The 13,348-nt window shown below is 65.3% G+C and carries 13 protein-coding genes; 5 read left to right on the top strand and 8 right to left on the bottom strand.

The annotated features are described in order from the left end of the window. Window position 1: 1 nt before the first annotated feature. Entirely contained in the window at window positions 2–3,064 is a 3,063-nt protein-coding gene (locus HMP09_RS01620) for a TonB-dependent receptor (protein ID WP_176498908.1), read from the top strand. A 5-nt stretch (window positions 3,065–3,069) separates the two neighbouring features. Next, a complete protein-coding gene (locus HMP09_RS01625) occupies window positions 3,070–4,086 on the top strand; it encodes a phytase (RefSeq protein WP_176498909.1) in 1,017 nt (338 codons plus the stop codon). A gap of 3 nt (window positions 4,087–4,089) precedes the next feature. Here HMP09_RS01625 and HMP09_RS01630 read toward each other — a convergent pair whose 3' ends face one another. The 7 genes from HMP09_RS01630 to aroQ all read right to left on the bottom strand — a co-directional run bounded on the left by HMP09_RS01630 (window position 4,090) and on the right by aroQ (window position 10,776). Beyond that, window positions 4,090–5,427: an ABC1 kinase family protein gene (locus HMP09_RS01630; protein WP_232090540.1), complete on the bottom strand. Its 1,338-nt coding sequence runs from the start codon at window positions 5,425–5,427 to the stop codon at window positions 4,090–4,092. A 528-nt stretch (window positions 5,428–5,955) separates the two neighbouring features. Beyond that, window positions 5,956–7,368 (bottom strand): type I glutamate--ammonia ligase, encoded by a 1,413-nt coding sequence (glnA, locus tag HMP09_RS01635; protein WP_176498911.1) that lies wholly within the window; start codon window positions 7,366–7,368, stop codon window positions 5,956–5,958. Window positions 7,369–7,525: 157 nt separating this feature from the next. Continuing rightward, window positions 7,526–7,864, bottom strand: coding sequence for a P-II family nitrogen regulator (locus tag HMP09_RS01640; RefSeq protein ID WP_055875939.1), 339 nt, complete (start codon window positions 7,862–7,864; stop codon window positions 7,526–7,528). Between the two features lie 184 nt (window positions 7,865–8,048). Further along, window positions 8,049–8,384 carry an arsenate reductase family protein gene (locus tag HMP09_RS01645; RefSeq protein WP_176498912.1) on the bottom strand — a complete coding sequence of 112 codons (336 nt, stop codon included), beginning with the start codon at window positions 8,382–8,384 and terminating at the stop codon, window positions 8,049–8,051. A 102-nt stretch (window positions 8,385–8,486) separates the two neighbouring features. Further along, window positions 8,487–9,839: an acetyl-CoA carboxylase biotin carboxylase subunit gene (gene accC, locus HMP09_RS01650; protein WP_176498913.1), complete on the bottom strand. Its 1,353-nt coding sequence runs from the start codon at window positions 9,837–9,839 to the stop codon at window positions 8,487–8,489. Continuing rightward, window positions 9,839–10,327: an acetyl-CoA carboxylase biotin carboxyl carrier protein gene (gene accB / locus HMP09_RS01655; protein ID WP_176498914.1), complete on the bottom strand. Its 489-nt coding sequence runs from the start codon at window positions 10,325–10,327 to the stop codon at window positions 9,839–9,841. Before accB ends, accC begins: the two co-directional genes overlap by 1 nt. A 14-nt stretch (window positions 10,328–10,341) precedes the next feature. Continuing rightward, a complete protein-coding gene (gene aroQ / locus HMP09_RS01660) occupies window positions 10,342–10,776 on the bottom strand; it encodes a type II 3-dehydroquinate dehydratase (RefSeq protein WP_055875951.1) in 435 nt (144 codons plus the stop codon). Window positions 10,777–10,897: 121 nt separating this feature from the next. Here aroQ and thiS point away from each other — a divergent pair, with 121 nt between their 5' ends. From thiS to HMP09_RS01675, 3 genes are all read left to right on the top strand, one after another. Then, on the top strand, window positions 10,898–11,890 hold the full coding sequence (gene thiS / locus HMP09_RS01665; RefSeq protein WP_176498915.1) for a sulfur carrier protein ThiS: 993 nt from the start codon (window positions 10,898–10,900) through the stop codon (window positions 11,888–11,890). Between the two features lie 123 nt (window positions 11,891–12,013). Next, on the top strand, window positions 12,014–12,196 hold the full coding sequence (locus tag HMP09_RS01670; protein WP_176498916.1) for a CsbD family protein: 183 nt from the start codon (window positions 12,014–12,016) through the stop codon (window positions 12,194–12,196). Window positions 12,197–12,447: 251 nt separating this feature from the next. Further along, window positions 12,448–13,110 carry an HAD-IA family hydrolase gene (locus tag HMP09_RS01675; protein WP_176498917.1) on the top strand — a complete coding sequence of 221 codons (663 nt, stop codon included), beginning with the start codon at window positions 12,448–12,450 and terminating at the stop codon, window positions 13,108–13,110. 18 nt (window positions 13,111–13,128) lie between these two features. Here the strand turns inward: HMP09_RS01675 and HMP09_RS01680 are convergent, their stop codons facing one another. Beyond that, window positions 13,129–13,341, bottom strand: coding sequence for a hypothetical protein (locus HMP09_RS01680; protein WP_176498918.1), 213 nt, complete (start codon window positions 13,339–13,341; stop codon window positions 13,129–13,131). Window positions 13,342–13,348 lie beyond the last annotated feature (7 nt).

Here is a 13,348-nt window from a genome sequence, read left to right on the forward strand (position 1 = left end):
CATGAAATCGAACCTGTCGACCCGCGTTCGCGGTCGCGTCCTTGCGCATGCGCTGCTTACCGGCTGTGCGCTGACCTCGCTGACCGCAACCAGCGCTCATGCCGGCGCCAACGCCGCGACCCCGGCCGGCGCACCGCGGGCTGCGGGCTCGATCGTCGGTACCGTGTCGCAGGCCGGCAGTGGCGAGTATCTCGACGGGGCGTCGGTCTCGATCCCGGCGCTGGACCTGTCGACGGTCGTCGATCGGACGGGACGGTTCGCGTTGCTCGGCGTTCCCGCGGGCACGCACGACGTCGTGATCCGCTATGTCGGCTTCCCCGATACGCGCCGGGCCGTGACGGTCGCCGATGCTGCCGTGACGCTCGACGTGGCGATGACGGTCGACGCCGGCGCGAACGCAGGCGAGGGCGACGAGATCGTCGTTTCCGGCTCGCGGCCGATCGCGGAATCCGAAGCCGCCGCGCTGCAGATCCAGCGGACCAGCCCCTCGCTCGTCTCGGTCATCGCCTCCGATTCGATCGGACGCCTGCCCGACCAGAACGTCGCGCAGGCCGTCAGCCGTCTCCCCGGCGTCGGCGTCCAGCGCGACCAGGGCCAGGCGCGCTACATCACGCTTCGCGGCGCGCCGATCAACTGGACCACGCTGTCGATCGACGGCATCAACGTCGTCAGCCCCGAAGGCCGCGACGCCCGCTTCGATTCCATCCCCTCGGCGATCGCGTCGCAGATCATCGTGCGCAAGGCCGTCACCCCGGACATGACCGGCGAGACGATCGCCGGCAACGTCGACATCATCACGCGCTCGGCATTCGATTATCCAGGCATGAAGGTGCAGGCCAAGGGCGGCCTCGGCCATGTCGAACTCGGCAAGAAGACCGAATATGAGGGCTCGCTCGTCATCTCCGACCGGATCGACACCGGGATCGGCGAGTTCGGTATCGTCTCGTCCGCCAGCCTGTATCGCCGCGGCATGGTCACCGACAATTTCGAGACCGATTTCGAGGCGGTCGACCGCGATCTCCGCCCCGGCTTCGAGACCCGCAAATGGGCACGCGAGACGGAGAACAAGCTGTACCGCCTGACACGGAAGAACTACTCGCTGTCGACCCGGCTCGACTGGCGCCCGGCGCCTGGCCACAAGCTGTTCGCCGAGACGATCTACTCGGCGTTCCAGGACGACGAACAGCGCAACAACTACATCTTCGATCTCGACGATCAGCAGTCGCGCACGCCCAATGGCACTGCCGCCTGCACGCTCAACGCGCGGCCTGCGACGGGCACGACCGGCTATGCCGATGTCTGCACGGGCAACACGCCGCTGCTCGGCACGGTCTACGGGATCGATCTCAATTCGAACTTCACCGTGCGCAAATACAAGCAGTCGGTGTTCACCAACACGATTGGCGGCGATCACGAACTGGGCGCCTGGAACGTGAAGTGGCGCGGCAATTTCACGCGCTCGATCGATGACCGCTCGCAGCCTGCACAGCTGAACTATGACAGCCCCTCGTTCGGCACCAACGGCGCGAATGCCGCCAACCGCCTGACCGTCGGTTACGATTTCACCGACCCGCAGCTTGCCAAGGTCCAGTTGTTCCGGACGATCCGCAACGCCGACGGCACCTTCTCGCGCGGCGCGCAGGTGACGTCGATCGAGGACTTCCCGCGCACGCTGTCGCGACTGCGGTCGCTGAAGGCGAAGGACGTGACCGAAGCCTATACCGCCAAGCTCGACATCAGCCGCGAGGCCGCGGTGTTCGGCGCGCAGACGGTGTTCGCGGTCGGGCTCCGCTACGACGATCGCACCAAGACCGCGAACGAGTATCTGCTCGACCTGAGCACACCCGCGCAGTTCGCCGCGGCCGGCATCGCGACGGGGTACGCCGCGATCGCCAAGCCGGGCGGGTTCCAGGGGGAGATCCCGCTCGGCTACACCTTCCAGTATTTCGATCGGGACAAGATCCTGGCGCTGGTCGAGCAGGCCAAGGCGGTCAGCCCCTTCGTGTCCACAGACGCCAATTTCTATGATGTCGGCGAGAAGGTCTATTCCGCCTATGCGATGGCGACGACGACCACCAACTGGGGCAGCATCATCGGTGGCGCCCGCATCGAGCATATCCGCAACGACGCCAGTGCGTTCTCGTCGCTCGGCCTGATCGACGTGAAGTCGAGCCAGACTCTCGTGTATCCGAGCCTCCACCTGAACTGGGACGTCAACGACCGCATGAAGGCGCGCCTGTCGTTCAACACCGGCGCCGCGCGGCCGGATTACGATCAGCTGCGCCCCAATCTGAGCTTCAACGACGCGAACGCGACCATCTCGGGCGGCAATCCCGACGCGAAGCCCGAAAAGGCCAAGGGCGTCGATCTCTACGTCGAATATTACACGATGCCACGCGGCTTCCTGTCGATCGGCGCGTATTACAAGGACGTCACCGATGTCCTGTTCGACTCGACCCGCACCTATGGCCAGACGACCCTGAACACCCCCGGCGTCGATCGGTCCGGGTATGTCTACTCGACCATCATCAACGGCGGCAAAGGCTATATCATGGGGATCGAGGGCGCGATCCAGCAGCAGCTCGACCCCTTCACCGCAGACCTCGGCCTGCCCGAATGGATGGGCGGGTTCGGCGTCCAGCTCAACGCGACGATCAACAAGAGCCGCGCCGATACGCCGGCAACGGGCGCGATCCCGTCGCGCAAGGTGCCGCTGCCCGGCGCATCGGATGCGATCTACAACCTGATCGCCTATTACGAAAAATACGGGTTCTCCGCCCGCGTGTCCTACCAGAACCGATCGGCGTGGCTCGATGCGATCGGTGCGGTCGACACGATCGGTGGCGTAGTCCGCGGCGTCGACGGCGGCGATTTCTACTGGGCCAAGGACAACGAGCTCGACGCGTCGGTCCGCTATGCGATCAACGGCAATGTCGAGATCTACGGGGATTTCGCCAATCTGCTGAACGGCCCGGGGCGTCGCTACGTCGGATCGTCCGCGTACACGATCGAGCATGAGACGTTCGGCCGGCGCTACACGGGCGGCGTGCGGGTGACGTTCTGATGCGCATGCTGCCCTTCGCCGCGTTGCTGCTCGCGGGATGTGCGACGACCTCGACCCCGGTGGCGGTCGACGCACCGATCGTCGCGGCGACGGCAGAGACCGATCCGGTCGACACCGTCGCCGATGCCGCGGACGATCCCGCGATCTGGCGGAACGTCTCCGATCCGGCGAAGAGCCTGGTCATCGGCACCGACAAGAAGGCCGGCATCCACGTCTACGGCCTGACGGGCAAGCGCCTGAGCTTCACGCCCGCCGAACGCCTCAACAATGTCGACCTGCGCGATCTCGGAACGCGCGTGGTCGCCGCGGCCAGCGACCGCGCCGACGTGAACACCGCGCACGTCTCGCTGTTCACGCTCGACACGGCGGCGGCAAAGCTCGTCCCGCTTGGTCGCTTCCCGGTCGGGCCTGGCGAGGCGTACGGCATGTGCCTGTGGACCCGCGCGCGCGACCACGCATTGTTCGGGTTCGTCGTGCTGAAGGACGGCCGCATCGATCAGGTCGCGATCGACCTGTCGGGTGCCTCCCCGAAGGTCACGACGGTCCGCTCGATGAAGCTTGGCACCCAATCCGAAGGCTGCGTTGTCGACGATCGGACCGGCCAGCTCTATGTCGCCGAGGAAGACGTCGGCCTCTGGCGGTTCGATGCCGACCCGTCCGCGCCGGCCACCGCCACCGCTATCGGCAAGGTCGACGGGAGGACACTGTTCGCCGATGCCGAGGGGCTCGCCCTCGCACCCTCTGGCAGGAGCGGCGGCTATCTGATCGTGTCGAGCCAAGGCGACAACGCCTACACGCTCTACCGCCTGCCCGGCATGGCCTATGCAGGCCGCTTCCGGATCGGCGGCGGCGGGATCGACGGGACCAGCGATACCGACGGCATCGACCTGATGCTCGGTGATTTCGGGCCGGCCTATCCGCGCGGCCTGTTCGTCGCGCAGGACGGCGACAACGCACCCGCCACGCAGAACTTCAAATATGTCAGCTGGGACGCGGTCCGAAAAGCGCTCCGGCTGCGATAAGCGTCAGGGCCGGTCGTCCGCGCAATAGGCGACGACCATGGCCCGGATATCGACGCGCGCCTTCAATCGCGCGGCGAGCAGCGCGGTGCCGCTGATCTTGCGCTGGACGAACAGCGTGTCGATCGGGGGCAGGTGCCAGGTGTCGCGGTCGCGAGCGATCTCGGTGCCCTGTTCGCGGAGCACGCCGACGAACGCCCGATCGCCGAAATCGAACGCGCCGGGCTTGGCGAGCTCGCCGATGATCACATCGATCATCCGGTCGATGAGCGCACGGTGCTGCAACACGGCCGCCTCGCCGAGGAAGCCCGCGGCGATCGCGGCGTCGCGGACCGCGTCGCGATCGCCCGCCAGCGCTGCGGTGAGCAGCCGGCGATACCCTTCGCCGGTTTCGGCGGGAAGGGGGCGGGCGGCGCCGAAGTCGAGCAGGACGAGCTTTTCGGTTTCAGGCTGCCAGCGGTAGTTGGCGAAGTTCGGGTCGGTCTGCATCAGCCGCCAGTCGAACAGTTCGCGCAGCACCAGCGAGACGAGGTCGTGCATCACGCGATCGCGGACGTCCTGCGGCGCGGTTTCCAACGTCTCTACCGGAACGCCGGTGACGAAGCTCATCGCGAGGACACGCGGCGTTGTGAGATCCGCGTAGAGCGTCGGGACGACGAACTGCGGCTGCTCGGCGAGCAGGTCGCCGTAACGCGCGAGCATCTGCGCTTCGCGGAGGTAATCGGCTTCCTCGTGGAGCTGCTTCTTCGCCTCGTCGAGCAACGGCGCGATATCGAGCGACTTGGGGAGCATGCCCGATACGCGGAGCAGCGTCGCGACGTTGTCCACGTCCGCGTCGATGCTCTCCTTCACGCCCGGATACTGGACCTTGATCGCCAGTTCGGTGCCGTCGGGCAGGCGGGCGCGGTGGACCTGACCGATCGAGGCTGCGGCGACTGGGTGTGCCTGGAAATGTGCGAAGCGGCGGCGCCAGTCCTTGCCCCATTCTGCGGCGAGCACGCGGTCGAGCTGTTGCGGTGGCATGTGGTGCGCGTTGTTGCGCAACCGCGCGAGGATCGTCGCGAGCTCGGGCGGGAGCATGTCGCCCGCGTCCATCGAGATCATCTGCCCAAGCTTCATCGCCGCGCCGCGGAGGTGGGAGAGCTGATCGGCAACGCGCGTGGCGTTGGCCGGGGTCAGCAGGAGATCCCCGATCTTGCGCCGCTCGCCGTTTGCGAGACGGCGGGCGCCCTCAGCGACGACCCCGCCTGCGACGCCGCCGGCGAGTTTGCCGAAGATGCCGAGGCGGGCAAGGCGGCCGCTCGGGATGGCGCGTCCGGCGCGGTCGCCGCTGTCTTCGGTCACGGATGTTCCTTGGATTTTGGGGAGGACTGTTGGGAAGGATATGGGTTGCGGGTGTGGTCGATCAATCGAACGCGGCATGGGAAGTTAACCGAGGTCTACGCCCTCTTGTTCTCCCGCGAAGGCGGGAGCCCAGACTGGGTCCCCGCCTTCGCGGGGAAACAAGCTTGGTGAGGGCACTCTGGGCCATGCCTTTGTGTCATCGCCGACCCCGTCGTCATCCCCGCGCAGGCGGGGATCCATAAACTCGATCACTCGCGCTTCGATCGTGCCGTCAGCCAGTATGGGTTCCCGCCTGCGCGGGAATGACGGGAAGGGCGGTGTTGCTATCGCTTCTCCACATCCGAACTTGCCGGTAAGAAGTGTGAGGGCCTGCTTGGATTGCTTATAAACAAAGAGGGCGCCCGGATTGCTCCGGACGCCCTCTTTTCCAGTCAGCGACGTGGCGAAGCCACGTCGTCGGTCGTCGCGGTTCGCGACGCCGGCCGACAGCGGCCGTGCGCTTTCGCGCACCGCTGCCGGCTCGGCCGCTCAGCCGCTGTAGTACATGTCATACTCGACCGGGCTCGGCGTCATTTCCCAGCGTGCGACTTCGGCGCGCTTGATCTCGACATAGCTCTCGATCTGGTCCTTCGAGAACACGTCGCCCTTGAGCAGGAAGTCGTGATCGGCGAGCAGGCAGTCGAGCGCCTCGCGGAGCGAACCCGCGACGGTCGGGACCTGCGCGAGCTCTGCCGGCGGCAGGTCGTACAGGTTCTTGTCCATCGCCTCGCCCGGATGGATCTTGTTGAGGATGCCGTCCATGCCGGCCATCATCAGCGCCGCGTAAGCGAGATACGGGTTGGCGAGCGCATCGGGGAACCGCACTTCGACGCGCTTCGCCTTGGGGCCGGTGCCGTACGGAATGCGGCACGATGCCGAGCGGTTGCGCGCCGAATAGGCGAGCAGCACCGGTGCTTCGTAGCCGGGGACGAGGCGCTTGTAGCTGTTGGTCGACGGGTTGGTGAACGCGTTGACCGCCTTGGCGTGCTTGATGATGCCGCCGATGAAATACAGGCACATGTCGCTGAGGCCCGCATAGCCGTTGCCGGCGAACAGCGGCGTCTTGCCTTCCCAGATCGAGAAATGCGTGTGCATCCCCGAGCCGTTATCTTCCTTGATCGGCTTGGGCATGAACGTCGCCGTCTTGCCGTACGCATGCGCGACCTGATGAACGACGTACTTGTAGATCTGCATGCGATCCGCGGTCTGCGTCAGCGTGCCGAAGGTCAGGCCCAGCTCATGCTGTGCGGCCGCGACCTCGTGGTGATGCTTGTCGCAGGGCAGGCCCATCTCGATCATCGTCGAGACCATCTCGCCGCGGATGTCGACCGCGCTATCGACCGGCGCCACGGGGAAATAGCCGCCCTTGGCGCGCGGACGATGGCCGAGGTTGCCGCCCTCATATTCGCGACCCGAATTGCCCGGCAGCTCGATATCGTCGATCTTGTAATAGCTGGTCGAATAGCTGTTCTCGAAGCGGACATCGTCGAACATGAAGAATTCGGCTTCGGGGCCGACATAGACCGTGTCGCCGACGCCGGTGGTCAGCAGATACGCCTCGGCGCGCTTGGCGGTCGAGCGCGGATCGCGCGCGTACAGCTCGCCGGTCGACGGATCGGCGATGTCGCAGATCAGGATCATCATCGGCGTCGCCGAGAACGGATCGACATAGACCGCGTCGAGATCGGGCTTGAGCGTCATGTCGCTCTCGTTGATCGCCTTCCAGCCCTCGATCGACGATCCGTCGAACATCAGGCCGTCGGTCAGCTCGTCTTCGCCGATCAGGCTGGCGACCATCGTGAGGTGCTGCCACTTGCCCTTGGGATCGGTGAACCGCAGATCGACCCACTCGATCTCCTGGTCCTTGATCATATTGAGAACGTCGGAGGCCGAATTCGCCATGATGCTTGCCCTTCGTCTTGAGACTTCCACCGCGTCGTGCGGGGAATCTAATTGCGGTATGGAACGTGATTTCCACACAATGTTGCGCTGCGTCAAATGACGATGTCGTCACCCCCCGTCAACGGGGAAGTCGTCAACGCCGTATGCGTGCTCTGAACTAGATTGCGTCGTCGTCGCGCTCGCCGGTGCGGATGCGCAGCGCGCTCTCGACCGGGATGACGAAGATCTTGCCGTCGCCGATCCGGCCGGTCTGCGCGGCTGCGGCGATCGCCTCGACGACGCGCTGTGCCAGACCGTCCTCGACCACGACCTCGAGCTTCACCTTCGGCAGGAAGTCGACGACATATTCCGCGCCGCGGTACAGCTCGGTATGGCCCTTCTGCCGGCCGAAACCCTTGGCCTCGGTCACGGTGATGCCGCTCACGCCGATCTCGTGCAGCGCTTCCTTCACCTCATCGAGCTTGAACGGCTTGATGATGGCTTCGATCTTTTTCACAGGTACGCCCCCGGTTGTCGTTGAAAGCCTCGCCCTTGCGGGTGAGCCGTTCGCCCTTCCGGGCGCCTTGCACCAAACGTGCCAGCCGCGGCGCCCTTGGGCAACCGCGGAATATCGTTGATTTCACTGCCCGAAATTGCGGCAATCGCTGGCTGCGTGCGCAATGCGAGGGCAGGGGTATCGATCACAGGATCTCGTGCAGCCGCGCGATCGGGCGGCCAAGGCGCACGCCCTTGTCGGTCTCGACCAGCGGGCGTTCGATCAGCAGCGGATCGATCATCATCGCGTCGAGGATCGCGTCGGCATCGCCATGCTTGACCGCCTTGGCGCCGTCTTCGGCCATACGGAGACCCTGGCGCGGCGTCATGCCGGCGCGGTCGTAGAGGCGGACGAGGTCCGCGCGGGAGGGGGGAGTCTTCAGATATTCGACGATCGTGACGTCCGCGCCCGCGTCCTGCAGCAGGGCGAGCGCCTCGCGCGACTTGGAGCAGCGTGGGTTATGGTAGATCGTCGCCTTCACGCATGCTCCGTCGTTATCGAACTCACCCGGGCCAGAACACGTGTCCCGCCCGCCTCTTGTTCTCCCGCCTTTGCGGGAGAACAATCCAAGTTGCAGGGAAGACTACGCCCCCTGCTTAGCGAGCCACTCTTCCAGCCACTTGATCGTGTACGCGCCTTCCTGGAACTCGGCATCGTCGAGCAGCGCGCGATGCAAGGGGATCGTCGTCGTGACGCCCTCGATCACCATCTCCTCGAGCGCACGCCGCAACCGGCGCAGCGCGCCCTGGCGGGTCGTGCCGTAGACGATCAGCTTGGCGATCATCGAGTCGTAATATGGTGGCACGCGGTAGCCGGCATACAGCCCGCTATCGACGCGGACGTGCATCCCGCCCGGCGCGTGATACACCTTCACCAGCCCCGGCGACGGCGCGAAGGTGCGCGGGTCTTCGGCGTTGATGCGGCATTCGATCGCATGGCCGCGGAACTGGACGTCTTCCTGGCGCAGCGTCAGCGGATGCCCCTCGGCAACCCGGATCTGTTCGCGGACCAGATCGAGGCCGGTGATCATCTCGGTCACCGGATGCTCGACCTGGAGCCGCGTGTTCATCTCGATGAAATAGAATTCGCCCGCTTCCCACAGGAACTCGATCGTCCCGGCGCCGCGATAGGCCATGTCGGCCATCGCCTTGGCGACGATGCCGCCCATCCGCTCGCGTTCTTCGGCGGTGATGATCGGCGAGGGGGCTTCCTCGAGCACCTTCTGATGGCGGCGCTGGAGCGAGCAGTCGCGCTCGCCGAGATGGATCGCGTTGCCGTTGCCGTCGCCGAAGATCTGGAATTCGATATGCCGCGGATTGCCGAGGTATTTTTCCATGTAGACGGTGGCGTCGCCGAACGCGGCCTTCGCCTCGCTGCCCGCCTGCTGCATCTGCGTTTCGAGGTCTTCGGGATCGTTGACGACCTTCATGCCGCGACCACCACCGCCCGACGCGGCCTTGATGATCACCGGATAGCCGATCGATTCGGCGATTCGCTTGGCCTCGGCGATGTCACTGATCGCGCCGTCGGAGCCGGGGACGAGCGGCAGCCCGAGCGCGCCTGCCGTGCGCTTGGCCTGAACCTTGTCGCCCATCGTGCGGATGTGCTCGGGCTTGGGGCCGACGAACAGGATGTTGTGCAGCTCAACGATCTCGGCGAACTGTGCGTTCTCGCTGAGAAAACCGTAGCCCGGATGGATCGCGTCAGCGCCCGAAATCTCGGCCGCCGAGATGATGTTGGGGATGTTCAGATAGCTGTCGGTGGCCGACGGCGGTCCGATGCAGATCGCCTCGTCCGCGAGCCGCACGTGCATCGCGTCGGCGTCGGCGGTCGAATGGACCGCCACCGTCTTGATGCCCATCTCATGGCAGGCACGGTGGATCCGCAGCGCGATCTCGCCGCGGTTCGCAATGAGCAGCTTCTTGATTTGCGGCATTATTCCACCACGACCAGCGGCTGGTCGAACTCGACCGGCTGGCCGTTCTCGACGAGAATCGCGGTGACGGTGCCGGCCGACGGCGCGACGATCGTGTTCATCACCTTCATCGCCTCGATGATCAGCAGCGTGTCGCCCGCATTGACCTTCTGGCCGATGGTCGAGAACGGCTTCGCCTCGGGGTTGGCGGCGAGATAGACGGTGCCGACCATCGGCGATTTCACCGCGCTCGCGCTGATCGCCGGGGCCGACGCGCCGACCTCGGCCTGCGGGATCGCGAGCGGTGCGGAGACGGGGGCCGCCGCGGGGGCGGGCGCGTAATGCGCGACGGGCGCGGCCTGGGCGGCCTTGCGCGCGACGCGGATCCGGCGCGAACCGTCCTCGACTTCGATCTCGGTCAGCTGCGTGGTGTCGAGGAGTTCGGCGAGCTGGCGCACCAGGGTCACATCGACCTGCATCGCACCGGTGTTTTCTGTATTGTCGGTCATGGCGGGGCCTCCTGTCAGAACCGTGCGACGGCTTCAAGCGCGAGCAGATACGAAAGCGCGCCGAAACCCGCGATCGTACCCTTCGACGCCTGGCCGACCAGGCTGACGTGCCTGAACGATTCGCGCGTATGGGGATTGGAAAGATGCACTTCGATCACCGGCGTCTTCACGCCCTTGATCGCGTCATGGACCGCGACCGAGGTGTGCGTGAACGCGCCGGCGTTGAGGATCACCGCCTTGGCGCCGCGCGCCTGCGCTTCCTGGATCCAGTCGACGAGGTGCCCCTCGTGATTCGACTGGCGCATGTCGATCGTCAGGTCGAGTTCGCGCGCGCGATCCTCGAGCATCCCGGCGATGTCGTCGAGCGTCTCGTCGCCATAGATCTCCGGCTCGCGCGTCCCCAGCAGGTTGAGGTTGGGGCCGTTCAGGACGAATATCGTATCGGGCAAGGTCGGCCTTTCGGTTGCGGGCGCTGCGGCGCGGTCTCTATATGCGTGTCACGCCATTCCTTACAGGCCCGTCTCGCGACAAGTCGAGCCGCGCCTTCGCTGTATAGTGGATCACACACCCATGCCCCATTCCGATGGCACCGTCTCGATCACCGTCAACGGCGAGCACAAGCGCGTCACCGCCGGGCTTTCGCTCACCGCACTTGCAACCGAACTCGGCCTCGTTCCCGAGAAGATCGCGGTCGAACGCAACATGGAAGTGGTGCCGCGCTCGACTCTGGCGGACGTCATGGTCGAGGACGGCGACGACCTGGAGATCGTGCATTTCGTCGGCGGCGGTGACCATGCCGACAGCTGGACCGTCGCCGGGCAGAAATTCACGTCGCGGCTGATCGTCGGCACCGGCAAATACAAGGATTTCGCGCAGAACGCCGCCGCCGTCGAGGTGTCGGGCGCGGAGATCGTCACCGTCGCCGTACGCCGCGTCAACGTGTCGGATCGCAACGCGCCGATGCTGACAGACTTCATTGACCCGAAAAAGATCACCTATTTGCCCAACACCGCGGGCTGCTTCGATGCCGAATCGGCGATTCGCACGCTGCGGCTGGCGCGCGAGGCAGGCGGCTGGGAGCTGGTGAAGCTCGAGGTGCTGGGCGAGGCAAAGACGCTTTATCCCGATATGGTCGAGACGTTGCGCGCCACCGAGATCCTGGCGAACGAGGGCTTCAAGCCGATGGTCTATTGCGTCGACGATCCGATCGCGACGAAGCGGCTGGAGAATGCGGGCGCGGTCGCGATCATGCCGCTGGGCGCGCCGATCGGCTCGGGGCTGGGCATCCAGAACCGCGTGACGATCCGGCTGATCGTCGAGGGGGCAGGGGTGCCCGTGTTGGTCGATGCAGGCGTCGGCACCGCGTCCGATGCCGCGGTGGCGATGGAGCTCGGTTGCGACGGCGTGCTGATGAACACTGCGATCGCCGAGGCGAAGGATCCGCTGATGATGGCCGCGGCGATGAAGGCCGCGGTCGAATCGGGGCGGCTGGCTTATCGTGCCGGCCGGATGGGGCAGCGGCGCTATGCGGATCCGTCGAGCCCGCTGGCCGGGCTGATCTGAGTGCGCGCTTCTCAAACTGGGTCATGACGCAAACGTCACGGAACCCACGTTAAAGATGACCGTTATACCTTTACAAGTTCAGAGCGGCACGACTGGCGTGACGCGAAACAGATGGAGGCTCTGATGGGCGAATTCACCGATAAGGTCGCAGCAGCAGGCAACAAGGCTGCAGGCAACGTCAAGGAAGCCGTCGGCAAGGCGACCGATAATGATCGTCTGGTAGCCGAAGGCGAGGCACAGCAGGCCAAGGGCACTGCGCAGAACGTCAAGGGCAGCGTCAAGGGCGCACTCGGTGACGACATCTAAGCTTTGGCTTGATGCATGAATATTGGCCGCTTCGGGAAACCGGGGCGGCCTTTTCTTTATGCGCGGTCTACCGCGACCACGACCCCGGCGAAGGCCAGGGCCTAATTGGCGGACGATTGTGACCGAGGTTATCACGTGGTTACCTCGGTCATGCCAATTGGGGCCCCGCCTTCGCCGAGGTGGTAGATAGCCCGTCAGGGTGGTGGACAGGCCCCTTGCCCCACGACCCAAACCCCATCACGAGCACCCTCATGACCTTCCCCACTCGCACCTACGCCGCATTCCTGTTCGACATGGACGGCACGATCCTCACCTCGATCGCCTCCGCCGAGCGTACCTGGACAAAATGGGCGATCGCGCATGGCCTCGACGCCGCGACGTTCGTGCCGACGATCCACGGGGTGCAGTCGGTCGAGACGGTCCGGCGGCTGAACCTCCCCGGCGTCGATCCGGTCGTGGAAGCCGCGGCGATCACCGCTGCCGAGATGGAAGATGTGGGCGACATCGCGCCGATCGCCGGCGCCGCGGCGTTCCTCGCCAGCCTGCCGGCCGAGCGCTGGACGATCGTTACCTCCGCGCCGCGCGCGCTCGCCGAGGTGCGTCTCAAGGCAGCCGGCCTGCCGATCCCCGCGACGATGATTGCCGCTGATGACATTCCAAACGGCAAGCCCGCCCCGGATTGTTTCCTGATCGCAGCCGAACGGCTGGGCGTCCTGGCCACGGATTGCCTGGTGTTCGAGGATGCCCCAGCCGGTATTACAGCAGGCGAGGCGGCTGGCGCAGATGTTCTGGTGATCACCGCTACGCATGGGATGACCCATCGGCCCGATGCCCGTCACCTCAAGATACAGGATTATCTGAACGTGACGGCGACGGTTACGTCGGACGGTGAACTCGTGATGGTATCGCTCTGACGCGAACGATCGGCGCGTTCAAACCAAAGTACCACGCTCTTGTGCACGCGCAATCAACTCATCGTTCGCGGCTTCGTCAAGGCGTCCAGCGGTACGCAACGCAGCTTCGGGAGTCATCGCGATGACCGCCCCGTTCGGCCCGTCGATCACAACCTCGCCGTTTTCATGGAAAACGTCGCGGGGTTCGGTATGCGGACTAATCATCGCGCGCTCCTGATCTTTCAGGATCAACGTCGGT

It is taken from the genome of Sphingomonas sp. HMP9 (genome assembly GCF_013374115.1).
Taxonomy (GTDB): Bacteria; Pseudomonadota; Alphaproteobacteria; order Sphingomonadales; family Sphingomonadaceae; genus Sphingomonas.